At 35.6% G+C, this 25,149-nt stretch carries 10 protein-coding genes and 3 pseudogenes; 8 read left to right on the forward strand and 5 right to left on the reverse strand.

From position 1 onward, the window contains the following. Positions 1-612: 612 nt before the first annotated feature. The gene (locus tag K0T93_RS04125) at positions 613-1,965 is read left to right on the forward strand and encodes a replication initiation protein (protein WP_225721836.1); all 1,353 of its coding nucleotides are present in this window, start codon (positions 613-615) and stop codon (positions 1,963-1,965) included. 35 nt (positions 1,966-2,000) lie between these two features. Here the strand turns inward: K0T93_RS04125 and K0T93_RS04130 are convergent. From K0T93_RS04130 to K0T93_RS04145, 4 genes and pseudogenes are all read right to left on the reverse strand, one after another. Continuing rightward, a pseudogene (locus tag K0T93_RS04130) lies at positions 2,001-2,846 on the reverse strand (ParB/RepB/Spo0J family partition protein); the annotation flags it as partial. Between the two features lie 264 nt (positions 2,847-3,110). After that, a complete protein-coding gene (gene parA, locus K0T93_RS04135; RefSeq protein WP_225721838.1) occupies positions 3,111-3,770 on the reverse strand; it encodes a ParA family partition ATPase in 660 nt (219 codons plus the stop codon). A 544-nt stretch (positions 3,771-4,314) separates the two neighbouring features. Continuing rightward, a complete protein-coding gene (locus tag K0T93_RS04140; RefSeq protein ID WP_225721839.1) occupies positions 4,315-5,448 on the reverse strand; it encodes an AGE family epimerase/isomerase in 1,134 nt (377 codons plus the stop codon). A 703-nt stretch (positions 5,449-6,151) separates the two neighbouring features. Next, positions 6,152-6,580, reverse strand: a pseudogene (locus K0T93_RS04145) (transcriptional repressor); the annotation flags it as partial. A 2,767-nt stretch (positions 6,581-9,347) separates the two neighbouring features. On the opposite strand from K0T93_RS04145, the gene ahpC reads away from it, so the two are divergent. From ahpC to K0T93_RS04165, 4 genes are all read left to right on the forward strand, one after another. Continuing rightward, complete coding sequence (ahpC, locus tag K0T93_RS04150; RefSeq protein ID WP_225721840.1) at positions 9,348-9,911, forward strand: alkyl hydroperoxide reductase subunit C; 564 nt, start codon at positions 9,348-9,350, stop codon at positions 9,909-9,911. 1,711 nt (positions 9,912-11,622) lie between these two features. After that, positions 11,623-12,051, forward strand: coding sequence for an HIT family protein (locus tag K0T93_RS04155; protein ID WP_225721841.1), 429 nt, complete (start codon positions 11,623-11,625; stop codon positions 12,049-12,051). A gap of 742 nt (positions 12,052-12,793) precedes the next feature. Then, the gene (locus tag K0T93_RS04160; protein WP_225721842.1) at positions 12,794-13,036 is read left to right on the forward strand and encodes an H-NS family nucleoid-associated regulatory protein; all 243 of its coding nucleotides are present in this window, start codon (positions 12,794-12,796) and stop codon (positions 13,034-13,036) included. Then, positions 13,033-13,896, forward strand: coding sequence for an alpha/beta fold hydrolase (locus K0T93_RS04165; RefSeq protein ID WP_225721843.1), 864 nt, complete (start codon positions 13,033-13,035; stop codon positions 13,894-13,896). Before K0T93_RS04160 ends, K0T93_RS04165 begins: the two co-directional genes overlap by 4 nt. 1,735 nt (positions 13,897-15,631) lie before the next feature. Here K0T93_RS04165 and K0T93_RS04170 read toward each other — a convergent pair. After that, positions 15,632-16,828, reverse strand: coding sequence for an amino acid aminotransferase (locus K0T93_RS04170; RefSeq protein WP_225721844.1), 1,197 nt, complete (start codon positions 16,826-16,828; stop codon positions 15,632-15,634). A gap of 1,408 nt (positions 16,829-18,236) precedes the next feature. On the opposite strand from K0T93_RS04170, the pseudogene K0T93_RS04175 reads away from it, so the two are divergent. The 3 genes and pseudogenes from K0T93_RS04175 (at position 18,237) to thiC (ending at position 24,651) form a co-directional block, all read left to right on the forward strand. Next, positions 18,237-18,693: pseudogene (locus K0T93_RS04175) on the forward strand (Lrp/AsnC family transcriptional regulator). Positions 18,694-20,983: 2,290 nt separating this feature from the next. Next, positions 20,984-21,196 carry a 30S ribosomal protein S21 gene (gene rpsU / locus K0T93_RS04180; protein ID WP_225721845.1) on the forward strand — a complete coding sequence of 71 codons (213 nt, stop codon included), beginning with the start codon at positions 20,984-20,986 and terminating at the stop codon, positions 21,194-21,196. Positions 21,197-22,725: 1,529 nt separating this feature from the next. Further along, positions 22,726-24,651: a phosphomethylpyrimidine synthase ThiC gene (gene thiC / locus K0T93_RS04185; RefSeq protein WP_225721846.1), complete on the forward strand. Its 1,926-nt coding sequence runs from the start codon at positions 22,726-22,728 to the stop codon at positions 24,649-24,651. Positions 24,652-25,149 lie beyond the last annotated feature (498 nt).

Here is a 25,149-nt window from a genome sequence, read left to right on the forward strand (position 1 = left end):
GAAAAATATTAATTTTTTGTACAAAGGTGAGGTTTTTCGGGATGCTAAAACCAGGAAAAATATTAATTTTTTGTACAAAGGTGAGGTTTTTCGGGATGCTAAAACCAGGAAAAATATTAATTTTTTGTACAAAGGTGAGGTTTTTCGGGGCTTATAACTTGTACTTGTAAAAGTATATATTTTCTTACGAAACAAGCTGATATCTTATATCATATAAAATTATGGCAGTCATATAGATGCTATTGGCTTGTAGCACTCTACCTTAGATGGTAATGAAGGTTTATGGGGCTTTCTTCTTAATAAGAGGATGCTATCCTAGTCAGCCCTTATTCTCTTAAGGAGAATATTAGGCAATAGTGAGATTTTTCGGGAAGTCTGCACATGAGAAATTTTTTAGTTTTATTTAAATAAAAACCTTTTTAGAACAAGATAGACACTCATATTTTTATATGAGGCCTGGTTTGCTTGATAGTTAAAAGTGAGTTTTTTCGGGATAAAAATTGAGACAATATAAATATTTGTAGTATATTACAAATATAGGTGAGTTTCTAAATATAGACAGTTCTCACTATTGAGTGTATTATTCAATAAATTACTGTCTAGATTTGATGTATGGCAACTCGTGTTGCAAAGAAGAAAACTGATGTTGTTAGCCAAAGCTCCGCAGAGTTGCGCAAGGCCGTTGAAGCCATCGCAATTCAGCCGAAGAGCGGTAAGATTACTTTGCTGACTCGCAAGCTGTTTAATGTTTTATTGGCTGTTGCACAGCAAGCAGATGAGTCGGGTGATACCTATCGAGCGCTGCTTTCAGACATTGTTAAAAATTCTGCATTTGATTCTAATGATACAGCTCTAGTAAAAGAGCATTTGCGTCGGATGGTGTCAGTGCAGGTTGAATGGAGCACTGGAACTTCGAGCCAAAAACCAGGACGTAAGTGGGGTATTTCAACGTTAATTGCAGACGCTGAAATTCTTGAGGATACAACTACTCGCCGCGTATGGGTCGAGTTCTCATTTGCCCCCAAGATTAAGAAAAAGCTTCTTGATCCTGTCCAGTATGCCCGCCTAAGCTTACAGTTTCAAAGCCAATTACGCAGCAGTGCTGGGTTAGCACTTTATGAGATTTGTGTACGCTATTTAACTAATCCTAGCCATCTTACAATGCGTGAACCTTGGGAGTGGTGGCGTCCTATTTTATCTGGAACACCTGACTTAGAGGGTAGCAATGATGCTAAACATGAATATAAGTATTTTAAGCGAGATTATCTTCGTCCTGCTATTGCAGAGGTAAATGCCGTAACCAATATTAATATTGAATTAATGGAGCATCGTGAAGGGCGGCGTATATCAGAAATTCAGTTCCGAGTTGTAGAGCGCAAGAAACCAATAACAGCGATTGATAAACATCAAAATATGTTCGATAGCACATTGATTGATCGCATGCTCAGACTGGGTATTCCATTAAAAGACGCACAGACAATGTATAACAATAATGAAGAAAATCACATTCGTGCGGCTCTTCAAATGACAGAACAGCGCATTTGTAGTACAACGCTGCCTGTAGTACGTAGTGCTGCAGCACTATTCAAGGATGCTTTAAAAAAGGGCTACGCGCCTCTAATTAAGGAAGTTCAAACGCTTCCATATATCAAAAAAAGGGATACTTTAGAAAAAGATCCAAAGATTCGGCTCTTAGCAGAATATGCCGCGTATCGTCGAAAACAGGCACGTAAGCTTTACGATAAGCAAGATATCCAAGATCAAAAGCTTACTTGTGAATTATTTGAGGATGAAGCCTTGGCGAGTTTAGGCACTCATCTTCGGGATGAATGGCGGAAGCGGGGTATTGTATCAAAGATTGCTGAGACGGCTTTTCTTGATTGGCTTGTGCTAAAAACATGGGGAAAGCCAACTGATGGTGATTTACTGGCATTTACATTAAATCATGCGCGCGTTGCTGAATAAACGAATATGCAGTACTACATATAATATTTTTAGCGTTACATATCAGGTATATCACTGTCTGGACTGTTGGTATTTGAATTTTTAAAAAGTTCTTCGATTGTTGATAATAATTCGTCGCGCTTTTTCGAAGTTAGTCCTTGTAACTTTAATTCTAGTCTGTCATCTCCATATAACTTTAAATCGCCTAAAATAACTCCTTTCATTTTAATCTCTAATCGCTGCTTATAGCGCTGCCGCCGCTTTACCGGTGGCGCATTATTAGATAATGCCCTATCTTTAACAATATCAGCGACTTGTCGTGTGCTTAGATCGTTAATAATAATTCTGTTAATTAATCTAAGTGCGGCATCTGTGCCTTTTGCTGAAGTATATCGAGCAATTTGGTATGCCATATTCGACCCAAATCGATCAGGTCTAACTAGCATTTCCTGCATAATAGTTTCTGGGAGTTTTGCAATACTTAATGCGACGGCAACTGTTGACTCGTCGATTCCTAGAATTTCGGCAAGTTCACGTTGACTTTTAAAAAATTGTTTGTCAAGAAAACGTTGCCATATAATGGCATTATCAAAGACTGTTTGCGAGTCTCTTTGGACGTTTAAATCATAACCAAATTTATAGCTTTCAATACCAATTGGTAAATCTATAACGATTGCCTTCACATTTTCCTTGTTAGATTCTCTAAGTGCCCGAATCCGCCGACCTCCGTCACTTAAAAAGAATGTACCAGGGTTTTTATAATCAGGAATAACATGAATAGGCTGTTGTTGACCTTGCTTAGAAAGGTTTATAGCAAGGCTCTGAATAGACGACTTTAGGTAGAAATAACGCGGATTAAAAGAGCTTAGTTTAATCGCTTTTAATGGCAACAGAATAATCTGTTCTGCCGTATATTTAGCTTCAGTACACCATGCGGAGTAGGCCGGAGATTCACTGGAATATGGGACGGTAATTATAGATTTATTATTGTTATTATTTATATTAATTTCTTTAGATATATCGGGGCTATTTTTCTGCTGAATCCACACATCGATTATATTAAGACGTTCTAGTGCTGTTTGTTTTTCGCTAGTTGTTGTATCAGGCCGCGCTTGGAAACCTGGGGCTAGTTGAGAGGATTTCATATAGCTTTTTTATGTGAAAAATTATTTCAAGAGTGCCGAGATTTCATTTGTACAGGCTCGGATTTCGGCACTTGCTAGCTTACTACTGCGGTCTGTCATTTGTAGAACAGTTTGTCCTAGTGCCATCGCTTGTTTGTAGCACTCTCGAGTAGGGATCTGAGTTTTTAGAAGTGGAAAGCCCAGTTCTTTGAGTGAGCGCTTCAATTCACGTGTGAGCATCCGTTTCTCTTCAGTCTTATTTAAAAGAAAAACACCCTTCAAAGCCTTATTCATTATCTGAGCTTGCTGAATAAGCTTTATTAAGCCGATACTCGACCAATAATCAGCTGGAGATGATGATATTGGTACAACGGTAACATTAGCTGCTAGCAGTACAATGCCAGAGATCTTTTCTGTAATTGATGGTGGGCAATCTACAATAATGAGATCATAATCACTGATAAATTTTTTTATTTCCCTATGAATTTCTCCTCCTGTCTCCGATAAGTTGACAATTTGAAATGGCATCCGCCCCTTTGTAGAGGCAGTACTAGACCAGTGAACTAGCGTAGTTTGTTTGTCTGCATCGACAACTAAAACTTTTCTTCCCATTTCATGGAAGGCTGCACCAAGATGCATGGTGATGGTACTTTTACCAACCCCCCCTTTTTGCTGAGTCACTGCAATTATTTTAGCCATCACCCTACCTTAAGTCTACTAGTACTTTATAAAAAGTGTAACTAAATTTAGTTTATAAAACTATTTTTTGTTGGTATCACTAACAAAGACTTTATGCGCATAAAATAAAAAAGGGGGGTAAACGGAAAATTACCCCCCTCCTTTTTTAAAGGAGGGGGGTAATTTACTTATATTCTGTAGTTTAGTATATTGCTTTTTTTATAAAACACTTTACTTATTTTAATAAATATACTTTATATTCTATTTTTAGAATTTTTAATTCACCTAGGTGAATTTATTAGCATATAAATTCTTTGCCTAAAAGGATAATTCTTAATTTAAGATACTTAATAGTATAATTTTTTTATTAAAGTATTTTTTATAGAAATTATTTAACTTAAATATAATTATTTATATTTTTTACGTTAAAAAACTTTTTTATTGTAAGCATATTAAAGCTTCTTGTCAATATAAATATAAGGCTCTATTTAAGAGTTTACATAGAAAAACTACATTTAGATAAATATAAAAATATTATAAGAATTTAAAAATATAAAATAGACAAAAATTATAATTCTATATTTGCTTGGATGAGCGAATTATACATTGTTACTATGTGATAAGGTGTTGTCGACGGCATATTGATACGCACTATAGCACCATCTTGTGCCAGAGACTCTACCCAGCCATAGTCCCTTAAAAAACGTTTTTTAAAACGACTAAGCTGGGTTTTAAGAGATATTTTTTGACTAAACGTATCGTTAGTGAGATGCAATGTTTGCGGTATAGTGAGGGCACGACACAATTCTGTTTGTGCCCATAATCGCTCATTTGAATCAGTTATATGACCGTCTTCGTTTAGGGCAGCACACACGCCTCCAGTCCGAGGAGAAACGCCATGACGGAGCGAAAATATATAGGCTGAATTAAGACACTTAGACAGGTCGTTACATTTAAAAATATCTAGCTCACCGGACGCGATATAAAACCATTCGAACTGATGTCCAGGTTCGATACGCAAGGGACCGCAGCCGATAGGCAGTTCCGCAATGCAGCCGGTCGGGCGATGTATAAATTTCATAATTATTTGTTCTGCGATAGACTGTAGCGCATCGGAAAACCAAGAATTATGCTGTATATCGTAGGCAGATAAATAAGCTTCAGATAGGTGCATAATTGGGTTTTGTCGCGGGCCGATAACAACTGTTTTAAAGTCTGTAGATAGCACTGTGTTATAGAGACCAGTATGCGTTTTGAATCGCGTCTCAATTACATAAAGCGTTTCTTCAAGTAGATCTAGTGCATCTTGAGTGCCTCGACGCTGGAAATATTCAGCACAACCAAACACAACGAACGCATGTGTATACAAATCTTTTTTTGTTTCTTGTGGCACGCCCTGTGAATCGATGCTATAATTCCATCCCCCATGTTTTATATCTAAGAACCAGGTGCGGAGTGATTCAAATAATCGGTCTGCATGATCATACCAGCCAGCTACGCTAAATACGTAGAGTTGACGTACACATGCCATAGCTCGATATCGCGTGGTTGGTAAGGCGGCCTGTCCAGGCGCTGGTATTATATCATATGGCAAGCTTAATATTTCATTGAACCCCCGGGTAGACCATAACGGCAAAATAACGCCAGTAATGTGCTGGCGTAACTCATTTATAAGCTTAGAAGTATATTTTGATTGATACATATAATAAGCCTTTTCCGCGTAAGGCTCAGATGCAATTATACGAAGCTAGCGCGAGTTACTCAAATAATAACCACAGTTATTTAACAATTTCAGCACTACTGTGCGAAACGTTAGTATAGATATACTAGTTGGTATATTAGTAGGAGCATTATCTCTATGTTCTAGATTAGCACTAAAGATAAGTACCTGGATATACTTGAGAGTTGCGGAGATTAACCGACGTTACTGTGCCAGTATTATTAATAGTATGTATGCCTTGCATACATCAGAGCCTAAGCCACTCTATTTATTACTATAATATATATAAAATTATGCTCTTGATTAAGCTATATCGGTTGTTAGTTAAAGTTGAGGGCTGATACTAGTATTAGCTTATTACAAATGCGGTTATCGCTTTATACATGCTTAGATATTTTTAATACAATCTTTGTTTCGGAGAAGCTTTATTTATTCTAGTGCGCTATAGTGTTTTTTCGTCACTAAAAATTTACTAAAAGTAGACTCGTCGCTTAATCATTTTTTTGTAAAACGGTAGTATCTATGCGGGTTTGATATTAATTTTAGATTATGTCATGTGTAGACTCGTTTAAAGAAAAACTTTATCTACTTCCCCCCTTTTTATTTATTAATGAATAGGTTAGATAGTATTACCTATTAAAAATTAGGTAGTTACTAACTTGAGCTTAGTCTGTGGATGCTGACTTTAAATAGTTTTTATCGCACACTCTGAGCATAACCCTTTTAGTTCAAGTTTACCACGAATAAGTATAAAACCAGTCGATTCAATTTTGTCCATCAGCGCGTGATGAATACCCCGCGCATCGATTTCTGAGACTACGCCACAGAATTGACAGACAATTAGAATGCCTTGTTGGCAGTGTGTTAAATTATGGCATACTGCAAATGCGTTAATCGACTCGATTCGGTGTACTAATCTAACAGACCTCAAAAAATCAAGTGCGCGATATACGGTCGGTGGCGCGGAGCCCGCATGAATTTTACGCATTTCATCAAGTAGCGTATATGCTTTAGTTGCGCGCCCAGATTGCAGTAGCAACGATAAGACTTTCTGGCGCAATGGCGTCAAAAGTTCACCGCGTTCCTGACAGTATACGCTCGCGAGCCGAACCGCCTGCGTAACATTATTCATGATGAACAGACTGAGCTGCGAGAGTAGAAAAACTTCGAAATTTAGTGTTAAGCATGTTAATTATTTACATAGACGAGTGAAATCACGTGTTCACTTCTACATTAGCAATACAGCAGCAGTAAATTGACCAACATGTTTATGTGTTAAAAATGCTACTCTCGTACTGAGAGTGCTAGATTTTTGTGCTTAAATTAGTAATAGCCAATTACAGGAGGACGAGTATAACTCAATACTACGGTATGTAAGCTATGACATATCTGAGATATTAGCAACTTAGCGCAGTATTATACGTATTAATTTGATGTCAGTAAGTATGTATTTCATGTCGATGAAAGCTGAAACTGACAGGTAAGTGATATCTGAATATAGCTAATATGCGTTAACAACAATCGCTAGCATATTAGCTAGCGCAAACAACTATAAATCAAAACAGACTTATTCCACTGAAAACTAACTAAGTCGCACTTCTACAACTTTAATTGCAATTTTTGCCTCTGGGGTACCGATATTATAATTCATTATTAGAGAGGGGGGGTGTGCTTAAATAGAGAACTAATTTAGTGCTATTTAGATTAATAATCTAACCATTTTGTAAAATATTTTTAGTACTAAGAAGGCAAATAATTATTTAACACCCACATACTCTAGTATTCTGATAGAATAATGCAGATATTATATTCTAGCGATGTTTAAATGTATTGGTATTATTACTTAGATGCTGTTTAGGTTCTAGCTAATAGCTTCTGCGCTGAAGAATATTCGGTGGATATTTTTTTATAAAATACTAAAAGTACAGTCTGTAGATTTTACATCAATCTATACGTTCATTTTTTATGCATTAGCAGCTATCATATTATATATAATATCTTATTATTAATAATTTAAAATATAAGTGAAGCTAAAAAATAATAGCGATCATTTTAGTCTAAAAGACAAAAGTTAGTTATTTATCAATAAATGACTACATACTGTCTTTCTCGTTAAAGTGGTACTCTGATATCAGAAGTTGGAGTATTAGCAGATAGAAATAATCAGCATTATAGAAGTACTGTGATATATTGTCCCCATCGGTATTGTAATTTTTTTTAAAAAAGTATAGATAATATGCCTTTGTCATATTAGTTACGATTAAATCGTCAACTTTTCTTAATTACTAAGCCAAGCAATAAGACAACCTTATAGTTGTTACATGATACTGTTTTTAGTAAGTATGGGCTCTAAAATAAACGTGTTTTTACCTAGTTTAATATTTAAATATCCTTCTATTTATAGTGAAGAATGATTCTTTTTCTAGAAAAATATTCTAGGTAAAGTTAGCAAGAAAAAGATTAGAATTAATTAGTTTTTCTATTGGGGATAGCATTTAAGAAAAGTTTAAATGTAATAAAGCGGATATCGGAATTATATAAAGATATGTCTTTACGAGATATGGAAAGCACTTTCTTCTTCTTAAAGAAGATACTGACCCTATATTTTTAATTTTTTTAAAAAAATTAAGTATTCTAGCTTAGAAAATATTATATCCTAGTTTTTATTAAAATTTTACGTTTTTAGTAAAAAAATTATCTTATCAATTTTTTGTAAATTTAATCTACGAGCGTTGTTTTCAGGTACAGCAATTATGCTATTTAGATACCATATAAAACTTGCGCAGCTGTGGGGATACCTTCGCCCTGGAAATTGGGTTTAACATATCTACAGAAACTTACCGAGGGTATGGTATGCTATTTAGCACAGAATAATTTTAAATTTTTATAAAAAATTTAAATTAATACGTTTTAATAAGACGTATTTCTGTCTTCCTCAAAATTTAGGGGCTGCGTCTTATATAGCATTAGCTAATGACTAAAAAACGCTTTAGATTCTGAATAATAGAATCGCTGTGCGAAAATCGCATCTTAAAAAGAAAATAATTATCTGCTTTATAGATATCCTATTTCTCTTATTATAAGTACCTATCTTGAAGATACCAGGTAGAGACTAATAAATTATTTAGTGCGATGAAATACAGCACTACTAATTTTTGGCAGAACGTTAATTGACTGACAAGTAGAATTACAGCTATACACAGCGAATACTATAATATTAGGTTTCTTTAAACGAAGGACTATTTAAATAGAGATGAAATTGATATTTCATGAAGCATCTTGATCTTAGGGATTTATGCTGTTGATGGTTTTACCTAACTTGATTGATGCTACTAATTCAGCTATTGTAATGCTTTCGCACTTATTTCCGCTCGTGATTACGAAAAGTGAATCTTCTTCCTATATTAATATAGGAGTTATCTAACTAAGGTTAACTATACGTAAGACTGTTTTGAAGATAATCCAAAAAAGATCAGTTCGTTTATAATGCTTGCCTATATTCGAACAAGTTTACCCAAATAGTCGTAAGTGCATCGACTAGCTAATTCCACGGTGGAGCAACATATATTCAAATATATAATGCCGCTAAATATTAAGAAAATAATTTTAACCAAGAACAACAAGGCAACTTATGGGGAGTATCTAGCCGTTTTGGGTGTATGGGATTAGGTGGTATGATTTGCTTAGGACTATTTATAGAAACTAATTTCCCAGCAGATTGAGCCCGTTACATTTAAGTTACGCTAAGGCATTTGTGCCGCATTATATATCGAAAAATGATAACATTGATGCCGCTAATTTAGCAGTCTAAAATAACTTTACCATATTGCACTCTTTGTCGTAAGCTCTAGGGTAATTTTAACTGAAGAAGGAAAAGCGTGATGTCTCTTATCAATACTCAGGTTAAACCATTTAAAGCAACCGCATACCACAATAGTACTTTCGTGACAATCACAGAAGAGAACTTAAAAAGAAAATGGTCAGTCATCGTATTTTATCCGGCTGACTTTACATTTGTGTGCCCAACCGAGCTAGGTGATTTAGCAGACTACTATCCTGAATTTCAAAAGCTCGGTACGGAGATCTATGGCGTGTCGACAGACACTCATTTTGCACATAAAGCTTGGTCTGATATATCAGAAACAATCGCTAAAATTAAATATCCGTTGGTAGGTGATCCAACAGCTATCCTGGCTCGAAATTTCGAAGTTCTAATCGAGGAAGAGGGTCTTGCTCAGCGCGGTACATTCGTGATAGACCCAGAAGGCAAAATTAAGATATACGAAATTTATGACAATAGTATTGGCCGTGATGCAAAAGAGTTACTACGCAAGATACAGGCTACTCAGTACGTTGAATCGCATCCTGGAGAAGTGTGCCCAGCCAGGTGGATCCCAGGTGATAAAACCCTAAAACCGTCGTTGAACCTAATCGGTAAGATCTAATATACCGCTTTCATAAAGCTTTAATTTTTTATTCCGTTTATTAAAATTCTTAAGAGAGGCTCGATTCTATCTTAAGACTTCATTAAAAATACATAAACTAAGTTACTTAATCAAAATCAATGCGATTAAAGATAAAAGAATCAATCATGTAAATTACGCAGGCTATCGAAACCTGGATAGATTATCTCGTGACTCATTTAGTCGAATAGTTACATAAACACGTACCACCTCATTTGTTGAGACAGCATGGAATGCCGCCTATATTTTTTGCGGCATTCCTCTAATTTTTCGGCATTCCTCTAATTTAGAAAATTACTCCTCTTATTAAGTCTTAATCAGCTCACACTTACTTTGTTAAGTAAAAATCTTATTTTATAAGCAGGCCCGAGACCTGTATAATAACGTCATGCTTTAAGATCTATACTTTATATTTTTAGTTAGAAAACTTTTATTGTTAAGATGCCTTAAAATAGCTAAGTTTTTATAAAAAATTAGTAAATTTTTTCATAAATTTTATTTAAATAATTAAAGTAAAAATAAAAAGTATTTAAATTTTCTAATTTAGAATAATAAATAAATATATTACTTTAAATTTTTTACTAAAAATTAGTCCTAATTTAGTTTTTTTAAAAAACTTTAATTGTATAGATAAATTTAATTAAATTTATTATCTTCTTCTATAAGAACGTTTAAGCGCGCCGCGTGTGTTTTTGCGTTATTTTAACTAAAAATATATTAATATAAATATTATTTTAAATAAGGAGATATTATTATAAATTTCTGTATTTTAATATAAAATTAAAATACACAATTCACGACATAAGTATGCGTATATGTCAACCGTTATAAACGGAAAAATAAACGTTTTAGATTACCTAAGTGCTTTTGGTACTACGAATCAGATTATCGATATATGTTAAAATATATCCGTGTGTTTAGGTAAAGCATTATTGTTTGTATAGCGATAGTAACTCGTCTAAAATTAGATAATCCTATTGTAGCGCTTTCTTGGGGGGGCAAGATCAAGATCTTTGAAACCCTATTTTTACATAGTGTAAATTTATGAGTAAAGTATATTCTAATAATAATAGCTATGTTTTATTTTAAATATTTTTGATACTTAGATTCGAGGTAAAAAATAATTAAAATTTATACGTTTTTTACTATAAACGTAAAATAAATAAATTTATATTTTTTAGATGAAATTAATTCATTTAATTAAAAAATAGGGGGGGCTATCAGTAGCGCCATAATAATCTCAATATAAAAATTGAGAAAGATAGTTCTCACCTAATAAAAATTATGTTATTTAAGATTTAATTTAAACTCGATCTAGTGTATAACTACCTATATAAGGTACCAGAAAAAGACTATTTGAGATAAGGGCGCTCACTAAAATAAAGGAATACAGCGTATAATATACAATGTTAATTATTTTACTAAATAACGATGCTAGACATTACTTGTTATAAAAGCGATCTAGAATTTCTTTTTTATAAAACTTTTATACTATTTTAGTGATTATTAGTTTAATGAGAAGGGTCATAAGACATACTACTTTCTCTTTAGATTATACCTTTTCACAGAAGCATATAAGCTAACCCTTAATGATTCTAATGGCGACGCTAGTCTCTATATAAATAGATTGATATAACTAAAGATAAAACCACAGCATATCTTTTAACGTATAAAATTCAACGTGAGGGCTGAGATGTGCTATATTAACAACAACTTATTTGCAAAAATTTTACGGGGCGAGCTAACGTGCGTTAAAGTTGCAGAGACAGAAAATGTACTAGCTTTTATGGACCTAATGCCAGAAGCCGATGGCCATGTTTTGATAGTGCCGAAAGAAGCTGTATCAGAGATCTTTGACCTCTCAGATGCAGCAGGCGCTGCGTGCTTTTGGATGATTCGACGGGTTGCTACAGCCATGCGAGCTGCATTAAAACCAGAGGGTATGATGGTAGTTCAATTTAATGGGACTGTAGCTGGTCAGACTGTACCACATGTACATTTTCATGTAATTCCACGACGCGTTGGCGAAAAGCTTAAGTCGCATACGCGCGAGATTGCCGAGCTGAAAAAGCTCGAGGTGATTGCAGAATTAATTCGTGCACAGCTTAAGCTAAGCGGTTAATCTATAGGAGGTGTTTGAGGTTTTAGATGTACTTGCGTTTAACATAATACACGCGGCTTTCGTTAAAGCTAGATACATACAGTTTTCATTATAACCTTACACTTATAGTGTAAGATAACCATCAGATTAGAATATACACTGCTGCGCCTAGCGCAGTTGGAAAGCCTTATTTGTCTTGTTTTTGTATATATCTAGCTAGAGATACAAGCTTTTTTGAGATATTTCGAGATACATTCCGGATATGTACAATTTTATTTTGGTAAAATTTTTGCTAGAGTCGATATTTAAGCCGTAAGATACAATAAATATATTCAATAATAGCGTATCATAAGCATAAAGAATAAGATAAATCTTTGAGTCATCGCTTAATAAGCCACTAGGGTAAAATTAACACTTATTTGAATGGAGACATCCCCGGTCGTTGTATATTTTTATTGTCTCGCAGTAGTACAACACCGGGTATCTTGTGCTGACTCATAACAGCGCGACTAATTTATTTAGATTGTGTGATATCAACATTTATAACTGCTTGTCACTGATTAGTTCATTGCGAAATTCACGGAAATTGTATTATGCTCGGCACGGTCAAGTCTTTCGTAGCTATAAACTACGTTTCTAATTGTCTAGCTGTCTGACCTGTATTTCTCGAAGAGCGTGAAATAGTGATGCAAACCTCTCTATACTTGTACAGCAAGCTAGAGAAAGTATATCCCACAGCTACGCGACATAATAACCTTACTCTATGGACGAACAGAAGAGACAGAAAATTATTACATATATTCACAATCAGATGGCGGAATATGGTATTTCTATTGAGCGGCTTGCTGAGGCACTTGCTGAAAAAGAAAAGAATATAAAGCCTATCTTGTTTCGTGATGCATATGGAAACGTATGGGATGGCGAAGGAGAAATGCCTAATTGGCTCAGGCGAGCAGTATATGCAGGACAGTCAGTGGAGCACTTTAGGGTGAGGGTAAAAAAATGATCCACACGCCACCTCGTGTTACGTCAATGCCGCGCGCTCAGCTTATACAGCTGGCTGACTATTCAAGCATTGCTTTCGCACAGGTGGGTAGTGGAGAGCCAATAGTACTAGTTCATGGCGCATTGTGCGACTACCGGTACTGGGAGCCGCAGTTTATACCGCTTGCATCAAAAAATTGCGTGTTATCTCTTAGCCTCAGCCATTACTTTCCAACTCGTGATTTGAATCATTCTTTTACATTTAACTGGAATACACATGTACAGCAGATCGTTCAGTTTATAGATATAGTCGCTCGTGAGCCAGTGCATATAGTAGCGCATTCCCGCGGTGCTTATCTTGCATTCCATCTTGCTCACCGTTTCCCAGGGCGGTTGCGTAGTATGACACTAATAGATCCGATCGGTTTTACTAAAAACGGCGAGATATTAGATTGCTATGCATCATTGTGTCAGATGAATACGCTACATACCCGCGCCGCGGGGCTAATTAATAAAGGCGAAGTAGATGCGGGCTTAGCATTATTTGTTGACTCAGTTAGCTGTCAAGGAACATGGGCACAAAGCCCAGATAAGTTCAAGACAATAGTGCGAGATAATGCGCATACACTATGGCTGCAAATTATAGATCAGATTCCAGATTTTTCTGCGCATGAAGCTAGCGAAATTACACTACCGATCATGTTAGTTGTCGGAGAAAAAAGCCCTTCTATTTTTCATCAGAATATCGAATGCTTGCGCAAGCATGTTAAAGGTGCTAGCCAAATAACAATGGCCGGAGTTTCACATGGAATGAACTTAGCAGACCCACACACATTCAATCGATTAGTGCTTAACTTTATCCGCGAAAATAGCCAAACGTAGTACTACTCAAGAATTCATAGTTAATATACTTAAGAATACTAAGTGTCGGCAAATTAAACATAAAAAAGATTTAGGTTCAGTTTAATGGGACAAATAAATAAAACCACATGTAGTTCTAATAAATATGAAAACTGCATATACGCTTTTAAAAAGTTTATTTATTCCTATAATATAGGTCACGAGAAAAACTTTTTGTATAAAAAGTGTATTAAAATATAAGTAAAGAGTTCTAAAATTTAGAGAAGATCAACTTAATATTAGAAATTAGTATATTGTTACAACATCAAATTTTACTACTAAAAGTAATGCCTTCAGGTGTAAAGAATTTTTTATAAAAAGTTACTAAAATATAGTAAAACGTAAATGCATCTAAAATTAGTTTTTAACTCTTCTTAAAAAGAGGTTCGATAAATATTTTATTCTAAATATTTACATTTTTAGTTTTATTCATTTTTAATGATACTTTAAATATAAAAAATTTTAAATAGCTCTATAAGCTCTTTAAATAAAAAATATATTTACCCCAATAAGAAGTGCATTAAATTTAATTAAACTAAAAATTAGTACGTCACGATCTTTTTTATAAAAAAATATACTATTATAGTAATAAGTCCTTTACAGGATTCTTGGCTAAAATTATTTATTATATTGGCCTATAAAAAATATAGGTTTTAAAAACAGATTATATACACACGTATATATAGTACATTATAATAAATTTAAATGAGAATTTAATTATCATCTTAAAAAGATGTCGACATCTAGAGAATATGTTCTAATTAAAATTAGAATTCATCTACATTATAGAATGATATTCTCTTCAAAAGAAAAATACTTTATTTACTATATCGAAAAAATATTATATAAATATAACGATGTTTATCTAAAAATAATAAAAACATAGAGGTTAGTAGTAAATACTAAATAAAACTAATTACAAATCTGATAAAATACAGATAAAAAGGCGTTGTTTTTCAACTAAACATTAGTTTTATACAAACGGATTAGAAATGTTCCGGTACTCTTTCAGGATATAGGACTATATCGTATGCTAGGTTATCCTCTACATAGATTGACATGCAGTTAGTACATGAACGTCTTCATATAGTCTTTTGAGACTATTAAGCCTTTGATGTGCTAACAATTATAGGGTAGAAATAATGTTTGAGGTAGTATACCAAAACTATTTATATAATTTAGTCGAATATTTATCTAGTTTATTAGGGCTTAATTTAGACCCAGAAGGGCTAAAGTATCGATACTTTTAAGTTAAAAAATACTGGACGTCCAGGGAAAGCGTGATTATTATCTCGCTCTTGACGGGGCTTAATAAAGTGCGCTCCAGAAATAGAATTATGTGATTCACTGATTGATCAGTTATTTGCTTAAAATACGCAGTTGGATAGAGCATGTATTCTGCTAGTAAATTACTCGCTAGCTTAGCATATATATAAATCACATCACTAACTATCAGTGCAAAGCGCGCGGTGCACAAGATGGCTTTGAGCTATCTGCATGTGCTGCTAGCGCATTTGCATGCCCGACTTCAAGTAAATTAGGGGTTGTCTTAATTAAAAAATGTTTGAGTCTATGCCGTATGATTTACCGTATTAGTTTTGCTCCGCCTGCTGCGAAAATAGTAGTACTTATTTATATTTATCGTCGCTCAAGCACTACGCGAGCAATGCTTTTGGTGGCGCGCAAGTAATCCATATAGACTTGATGCCTAAATTCGTTACCTGGATAAAACTCTCGCGATAGCATCGGCAACAATGCTGATATTCTGTTCGTTTAAACCCGCAACACACATCCGTCCAGAGCGGACTAAATATACGCCATGCTCAGTGCGCAAGCGGTCTACCTGTGCAGTGTTCAGACCAGTATAGGTAAACATGCCTCGTTGTTGAATATAGTGAGATACTATTTCATCCGAAATACGACCCTGTAATTGTTTGTACATTGCATGACGCATCGCAGAGATGCGTCTACACATCGATGCGAGCTCCGTTTGCCATAACGTACGCAGGACGGGCGTACGGAGCACTGTATGGACTACTTTGGCACCATAGGTAGGCGGATTGCTATAGTTAGATCGTACAGTTCCGCTCAGCTGTCCGAGTACACGCATTGCCTCCTCATCGGATTGGCATACGACACTTAAGCCACCGCAGCGCTCACCATATAGCGCAAAGTTCTTCGAAAATGAGTTTGCGACTAGACATGATATGCCGCGCGCAGCTAGCTCTCGTACTGCGAATGCATCATCATCTAGATCTGTTCCGAAACCCTGATATGCCATATCTACAAACGGTAACAACTCTTTCTTCTCGATTAGTGAAATAACCTCGCGCCATTGATTGCGGTCTAGATCTACCCCTGTAGGGTTATGACAGCATGCATGCAGCAGAACAATGTGACGATTTGGAATCGCGTGTAACGCATCTAGCATTGCGGCAAAACGTAATCCACCAGTAGCGATATCGTAATATGGATAGGTATTTACTATGAAACCAGCTCGTTCGAATACCACGCGGTGATTTTCCCAACTTGGATCGCTGATCCACACCTGTGCGTTGGGTAAAGTGCGTCGTAGAAAATCTGCGCCGACTTTCAACGCACCTGAGCCACCTAGCGTTTGCAACGTCGCAATACGCTGCCTAGTACGCACGCTACATGCATTACCAAACACTAGTTGATGTACTGCATCTCGATAATCGGGTAACCCCGCCATTGGCAGGTAAGGTCGAGGTCTAATTTCTCTGGCCAGCGCATGTTCTGCGTCGTGTACGGCAGCCATCACTGGCAGTTTTCCGTCAGCATTAAAATAGATACCAATGCTTAGATTTACTTTATTAGCTCGGGGGTCAACTTGAAAATCCTCATTAAGCGACAAGATTGGATCACCTGGAAATGCTTTGACGTGCTCAAACATAAAGTATCCTAAAAAAGTAAGGCGTTATCGCTTGAAAGCTATGCCGTGATCGATAAAAAGTCACTAAACCGGCTAAAGCGATAGCTTACCGCGAAGAGAGCTAATCTGAGAGGAATCTAGATAGATTGATGAGCGTAGCAGTGTTTATTAGCATATAAGAATCAAGATCATCGTGATAAAAGTAAGATATAGGTTTATGAAAGGATGGCTTCTATTAGCAAAAGGGTTTATCTACAAGTCTTATATTTATTTTAAGAAACGCGAGTGTAGAATGCCAATCATAGCTTAGTTAATTAGAAATACTTCTACTATTAGGTAGCACTATTAGAAGATAGTGCTAGTGTGTATAGAATGCGACTATTTTCGTAAACCTATTGTTATAAACTGACAGCAGGTAGGTTAATATCGCGGGTGTTCGATACGGCAGATAGCATGTGGCTATTTATTACATAGATGTTTATACAAATAAGCTCTAGTTTCTAGTGAAATTTTTTTCACAGATAAAACAAAAGCGGAAGGCATTGCGATCCGACATGAAAATTGTGATCCAGAGGGATTTTCCTAGTAGCCAGAAGAAGACTACTATCAGATCTAAGCCCCCTATAGGCGCAATTCTAACTACATCTTATTTTCTATCAGGAACGTGCTTACTATAAATAACATCGCTAGGCTGTGGATTCTCTTCTAGAAGAGTACTATGCTATTAAATATAGGCTATATTTTTGCTAAATAACAGCAGATTCGTGACGATTATTCGATTCACCAACGATAAGGCTACTTTTATATCAAGGATAAATTCTGTCTCATCATGTAACAGTATGCCGCCAAGACTAATTATAGTAATTAGCAGCTGATATTCTAGTTCCCAGCCCCTTGGGAAAGCCGTTTTATCTTAGTCTATAAATTCTAACTTCCGACAACTTAGCTTTTCCTAAAAGAAATACATAAAAAATAACTCAAACAGACAAAAAGACACTGTAGTATTTATAGTGCTTGTCGGTGATAATAATTACATAAGCGATAGACTAGCCTATCGGCTCTTATACTTAGTAATAAAAAGTAATATAGCAAGCTAATATATAGCTTCAGAAAGTACAATTCTTTCATAATAAGAAACGTTGACATAATACCTAAAAACAATGTTAATTGTATGTCTAGTACGATTAGGCAGGATACTCATTTTTTAATTTATTATTAAATATGCTATCTTCATAGACTACACACCGCTATGTATTATTCTGTGAATATAGGAGAAATATGATACCGCTTCAATAGAAGGTATCGACTGATTTTTAATCGCAGGCTATTTTTATAAAGTGCAATGGGGAATAGTATTTTTTAGTTCTCTAGTGTAAGAAAGCTAATTATTCTAGAAAGTTTCATATTTTCAGAGAAGAAGGGAATAATAGTGCAGATACTTAAGCTCGATCGTGCAGATCGTTGATTATTAAGTGTACTACAAGAACAGGCGCATACTTCAAACTTTGAATTAGCTAAGGCGATCAGTTTATCCCCCGCACAGACGCCACGTTGTCATCGACGTTCAGAAAAATAGGCGTGATCAAGCAATACGAAACTCGGCTGGATGCGACGCAACTTGGAATTGTCGTCATCGCGTTTATTCATGTGACAATGGAGCGCGAGCATATGCATAATATCGGCAGGGTTTCGTCAACTAGTTGCCCGACGCTCTGATGCAGGAATGTTTTTCGGTAACAGGGGATATCGACTATGTGTTGAAGGTCGTATCGCGAGATTTACAAGCGTTATCTAATATTCTACAGATTCTAGGTGTAAGCAAAGTGCACTCAAATATATTCTTAGACGATATTAAGTGTGCAAGCACGTTACCACTAGAGTTATAAGCGTAGCACGGCATAATAGCCGTGCTACGCTTATAACTTACATTACTTAGAAAATAGCAGGTGAAATTTAATATCCAGTTAAGTATAAATAACATTCAAGTCAAAGATCAAGCTTGAATATTATTCAAGCTATAGATTTATAAAATAAATATTACCATGCTATCGCACAAGCTTTTAATATTAGCTCCTAAGTTCATAAAATTATGTATATAACACTATCTATTTGATTATTTCTTAGATTGTCATTCATTCCTAATAAAAAATAATTATATAGATTAGTATCTAAGAAAATAGTGAAGTGCACTAAATAAACTACCCTGTCTATATTAATGTCTAGTATAATTTTATACTTTACTATCTTAATCTATTAAGATAGTAGTCAAGTTAATTAAGAGACTAAATATTATTCAGACTACCTTGTCTTTAAGAAAAGAAAAAATAGAGTTTAAATTTCAATAAACATTGAACATTTATTTGTTCAAATAAACCTTCCTTAGTAAATAAATGTGCTATAATAAGTACACAAAAATCTGTGTTGCATAGCTAAATATTTTAGCTTTACATAAGCGGTAAATTTATGATCTTTTCAACAAAAAATTTCTTTATTTACCATTTATATGGTAAAGTGGACGTCCCTATCCCCGGGGTGATGAAATTGGCAAACATAGCGGACTTAAAAATTTGAGTGCACAGCTGGAAACAACTGATGTAGAACCCTTCAAATCCGGCGAACCCCCTGGCATATAAGCCGAGGCAACACCGAGCTAAAATTCAAGCTTGCCAAACTTGATAAAAAGTGTAGAGACTAGACGGAGGGTACCTAATGTACGGTGCTATAAGCAACGCAAGTTGCACACCGCGCGACGGTGAAGGCATAGTCCAGCGCACAAACGCTTGCTCTTGCAGAGTTAGTGGCGCCGAAAGGCGTAGTGTGAAGAAAATCCGCCGCTTCACGGCTTACCGGTTCGAGCCCGGTCCCCGGGACCATTTTTTACTCTAAAATTTTAGTAATTCAAAAATTAAACATTTTATTATTATATATCTAAAAATAGTACTGCAAAGATAGTAAGACTACCGTCTTAAATATCGAAAAGTAGTATGACCAACTCGGCATTATCGTTTATAAAAATTAACTTTTTATAAAATCATTTTTTGCTTGTTAGCACATACCCCCCGACATTTTCGAAAACGAAACTGAAATGGAATGTATCTATTCTGGGTCAAAATCGACTACGAGCAGTGCCCAACAAGTTGTAGTTGCGAAATAGGATTTAAGCATAGCGGTACATCGTTAAACTTCTAATTAGTCATGAGAATAGTAATTATCTTGGTGCTGAGATAGTTACTGTCTAGCGCGAACTGGAAAGTGATATATCTTACGTAACTTCATATATGTGTTGCACCGTTAGATGGCGTATTACGTAAAAGAGGCTCGGGTAGTTTTAGTCATAGTTTTTATGGAATTGCCACTGCAATACCGCATATTTCTGATATGCAGTGCATAGATCTATTTTATAAGTAGTTTAAGAGCTATATTTTTTCTTTAATTCTAACTAAAATCAGGCTATGACCCATAGAATGTATAAGATTTTCTTAAAAAATATTTGATCATACTCTTACTTTTTTATGCTTGTAATTCTTGTAATCTATTTAGATCCTCTTACAATAAAAAATATTGAACACCAAATTAAATAAGTTATTTCTAGTAATCTAGAGAAAATTGCCTATTTTCAACCCGGAGATAATTTATTAGCCAGCCTTAATAAGAATGATCGCTTTTTTAAGGAAAATAAGATTGTATAAATGAAGATTATCTAAATACCTATCTGAAAAACAGATATCTATCCTTAGATAACTAATAATTAATCATAATGTAAGCTAGAATACTAAATAAGCTTTATAATTTGCATGTATAATTAAAAATTATGCTTACTACTGAGAAGTAGACAAGCAACTATGTCGTCTTAGTTGTTGCCAACAATAACTCTTACATAATAAAAGATGCTAGCTCGTCTATTGGTTTTCGTTCGGACTTAAGTTAATTTTTCGGCGGATGTTATTGTTATAGCAAAAGCTCTAGCGTCGCTACGCATATTGATGGTTTTAGAATAAGTAGCTTTATACATCTAAATAACTTATTCGATATCGACCAGAAATGTATATTTTGATTTATCATAGTAGGATGTTTTTCTAAAATTATTAATTTTATGTAAGCATTCGAGCCGTTGCTTGCTTTAACTGATGTTACGCGTAGGCGTACGGCATTTTTTATTGCACTGAAAGGAATAATTTGACCACTGTTATCCCGAAGCCTAACGAGCCCGTCGAAGTTGCATTGCGGCGTTTCCGGCGTTCTATTGAAAGCACCGGCTTAATTAAGGAATTACGTGCTCGAACAGCATATGAAAAACCTACTGCCGAGCGTAAGAGGAAAAAAGCGGCAGCCGTAGCAAGGTTACGCAAACAGATTCGGCGCTCTTTGCCCCCTCGTAAGTTTTACTAATCAAAATGCGCATAGTAAATAAGCATATCTAGTGGCAATAATGATATAAAGAATTTATTTCTTCTAAAAAAAGAATGTCTCGATAGTAAGTAAAGCTATCCTAGATATACGCGCTTCTGTATTAGTAATTATGCACTTGTTATATCATTATCAGTAAACCATCATAGAGAGAGCATATATGGGATAATAATTACAATACTAGTATTTACTTATATAAACGATTATGCTAATAAATACTAAAAGTGTATATTACACTAGTTATATAGCTCAAAAAATTTATGAGTGCAGCCAGATTATAGGGTAATCACTATATAAAAACTAGCGTTACGGCGCGCTCGCGCGCCGATTTCTACTAGCTATAATAAGCAAGTGCAGAAATTACGTTTTCTGTAAAATAGAAATAACCTTAAATTAAAAATTTATATAATAAATATACAATAGTGTTGTATAAATAACTAATCTATAGCGTCATAATAATATATATTAAATTCTATATATTTAATATGTATTAAGCTCCAGACTTTATATTGCATCACAATTTAGAATTTTAAATAATTTATAAACGCTAAGTTATTTAAATATGTGCTGTAAGCATAGCATCTTAATTTAGATACTAAGATCTAAAATGCGATAATTTACATTATGTAAACTCAAATATTTATTAATTTTGTATTATAAGCAAGCAACTTAATCTATTTTTTAGAAACAAAACCCCCCAATTTCCGAATTAGAGTTTATTTATTCTTGGTCGCATTATGCGGATTGTTCTATTTTTGGGGAGGGCAGTATTCTCTGTCTATATTTTAACACTAGTTTAGTAAGGTATTAAGTAACTGATAAGTATATCTCTCGCTCCGGAAATGGTTGTAAAATTATAAGTATTCAACTATGTTTTGGGCGCAGTGTGTTTATTATACACTCATAAGTAAATTTACTATAAATATAGTAACCCCAATACCGACATAAACGTGTAACTAAAAATTCTTTCTACTATTAGTATCCTATAAAATATAGGGACACCAATATAGTTTTAGTATCTAAATATACTATATTTATGAATACTTTCGTAGTATAAAGTGTTTTTAAAAACGTGGTATAAAAATTCACTTAAAAGGTTTTTAACTTCCTTAAAAAAGGAGTAAAAACTTAAGTTAATTAAATTTGAATTTAACTACAAAATAAAACAGTATAATATATGTTGTACAGGTATAACAATAAATATAACTAATATAGTTTTAAAAAATTGTCCCAAATTAATATCTAGTCCTTATAAGAGTATAAAAGACATATAAATCTACCATATTTCGGACGTTGGTTGCCAAACTCGCCCGAACCAGTGTATCTTCATCTTCTACTGTTGGGCAGAAATAAAGTTTACTCACCATCTATAAATATTCTTAACTTAAACTAAGTGATGCTAGCTTAAAAAGGCCCCGTGGGCGATGGACGATAGTTAAGAATTCAACTTCTACCCCCCCCGTTTCCTCGATCTTCCATTTTGTCTTGACCTTGCTCATAGGAGATATTCTGTGGTTACTAACTTCAAGTTTTTATCTGAGTCCGCACGTGTGGACGATGCCGCAGTTACACCGCTCCCTAATTCCCGTAAGATCTATATAACGGGATCCCGGCCTGACTTACGAGTCCCTATGCGTGAAATTAGTCAATCTGATACACCAGCTGTCTTTGGTGGTGAAAAAAACCCGCCGTTTATAGTCTATGATACTTCTGGACCTTATACTGATCCTGAAGCTAAGATTGATATCCGTTCTGGCTTGCCGGCAATACGTGAGATGTGGATTAGGGAGCGAAATGATACAGAAAAACTAAATAGGGAAACCTCAAGCCAGTACCGCAAGAACTGTTCGGCCGACCAAGAGACTATACGCTTTCCGAGCTTGCATGCCCCAAGACGGGCTAAAGCTAAGACTAATGTAACTCAGATGCATTATGCGCGCTGTGGCATTATCACTCCAGAAATGGAGTTTGTTTCGATCCGCGAGAACCAGCGCCGACATGAATATCTAGAGAGATTGCGCGCAAACGGATCACAAGGCTCCAAGTTGGCCGATCTAATGGGACGGCAGCACTGTGGTAAAGCGTTTGGTATGACAGTGTCTAATATCGATCAGGTTTGTGGAATTACCCCAGAATTTGTACGTCAAGAAGTCGCAAGTGGTCGTGCGATTATTCCAGCTAATGTTAATCACCCAGAATCTGAGCCGATGATCATCGGCCGAAACTTTTTAGTGAAGATTAATGCTAATATTGGTAACTCAGCCGTCACGTCATCTATAGGAGAGGAAGTTGATAAGATGATATGGGCGATCCGCTGGGGCGGGGACACCGTTATGGACTTATCTACCGGTAAAAACATTCATGAAACGCGCGAGTGGATTATCCGTAATAGTACAGTACCCATCGGTACTGTACCGATCTACCAAGCGTTAGAAAAAGTTCGCGGTAAGGCTGAAGATCTAACCTGGGAAATTTTTAGAGATACGCTGATTGAACAGGCAGAACAGGGTGTAGACTACTTTACGATACATGCTGGTGTGCTGCTGCGCTATGTACCGATGACTGCCCATCGGATGACAGGAATCGTTTCTCGCGGGGGTTCGATCATGGCTAAGTGGTGTCTTTCTCATCACCGTGAAAGCTTTTTGTACGAACATTTTGAAGACATCTGCGAGATTATGAAGTCATATGATGTAAGCTTCTCACTAGGTGATGGATTACGGCCAGGCTCAATCTACGATGCAAACGATGAAGCTCAGCTTTCTGAGCTTAAGACGTTAGGTGAGCTAACACGGATTGCCTGGAAGCACGATGTACAAACAATGATCGAAGGTCCTGGGCATGTACCAATGCAGTTGATTAAGGAAAATATAGACTTACAGATGGAATGGTGCAACGAAGCACCATTCTATACGCTCGGACCGTTAACAACTGATATTGCACCAGGCTACGACCATATTACCTCGGGTATTGGGGCAGCGATGATTGGCTGGTTTGGAACAGCAATGCTATGTTATGTGACGCCAAAAGAACACTTAGGACTACCGAATAAAAATGATGTTAAGGAGGGTATTATCACTTATAAGTTAGCTGCGCATGCTGCCGATCTTGCGAAGGGACATCCCGGCGCGCAATTGCGCGACAATGCATTATCGAGAGCTCGCTTTGAGTTCCGCTGGAAGGATCAGTTTAACCTCGGGCTCGACCCAGAAAAAGCACAAAGATTTCATGACGAAACGCTACCTAAGGATTCCGCTAAAGTTGCGCACTTTTGCTCAATGTGTGGTCCACACTTCTGTTCAATGAAAATTACGCAAGATGTGAGAGATTTTGCAGAGAATCAGGGTATTGATGAAATGGAAGCATTGCGCAAGGGCATGGAAGTTAAATCAATTGAATTTAAGAACTCGGGTTCTGAGATTTACCATAAACAGTAGTCTACTATAGATGGTCTTGAAACACTTTGTTTGTATAATTACTCGTATCAAATCAGAAATTAAGACAATGAAAGAACTAAATTTCAAATTTAGTTAGGCTTGTTTTTCCGTCGGCTTTCTCAGAAGCAAGTTCACAAAGTGGCGAATAAACTATATTACCCTATAGCATAATACTAACCTGTATAAGCAACACCTTCGGGTACGATAGGATACTATTAGTACTAAGCTCAACAAGTAGATTGATAAATCTATCTTTAACCTAAGAAGCAGCAGGATAACCTGATGGCAGAGCTTATTGCAGAAGCTCTGCCATCATTATATTAGATCGCTCTAGTTACTAATATAAGCTTAATTACCCTATAAAGCGATATACACCTGTTATCGCACCGCTATTTCCCCTACATACTATAGTATGTAATTCAGATAACATGACTTACTCCACGCACATCTTTTCTGTTGAGCTAATCTAGATCAGCGCGCATTGCGATAAAATCATAA

The sequence above is a fragment of the Candidatus Vallotiella sp. (ex Adelges kitamiensis) genome (assembly GCF_020342435.1).
Taxonomy (GTDB): domain Bacteria; phylum Pseudomonadota; class Gammaproteobacteria; order Burkholderiales; family Burkholderiaceae; genus Mycetohabitans.

Bases quoted from the DNA above. Each gene is read 5' to 3' on its own strand.
- K0T93_RS04125 (WP_225721836.1), top strand. From the start codon at position 613: ATGGCAACTCGTGTTGCAAAGAAGAAAACTGATGTTGTTAGCCAAAGC.
- K0T93_RS04140 (WP_225721839.1), bottom strand. From the start codon at position 5,448: ATGTATCAATCAAAATATACTTCTAAGCTTATAAATGAGTTACGCCAG.
- ahpC (WP_225721840.1), top strand. From the start codon at position 9,348: ATGTCTCTTATCAATACTCAGGTTAAACCATTTAAAGCAACCGCATAC.
- K0T93_RS04155 (WP_225721841.1), top strand. From the start codon at position 11,623: ATGTGCTATATTAACAACAACTTATTTGCAAAAATTTTACGGGGCGAG.
- K0T93_RS04160 (WP_225721842.1), top strand. From the start codon at position 12,794: ATGGACGAACAGAAGAGACAGAAAATTATTACATATATTCACAATCAG.
- K0T93_RS04165 (WP_225721843.1), top strand. From the start codon at position 13,033: ATGATCCACACGCCACCTCGTGTTACGTCAATGCCGCGCGCTCAGCTT.
- K0T93_RS04170 (WP_225721844.1), bottom strand. From the start codon at position 16,828: ATGTTTGAGCACGTCAAAGCATTTCCAGGTGATCCAATCTTGTCGCTT.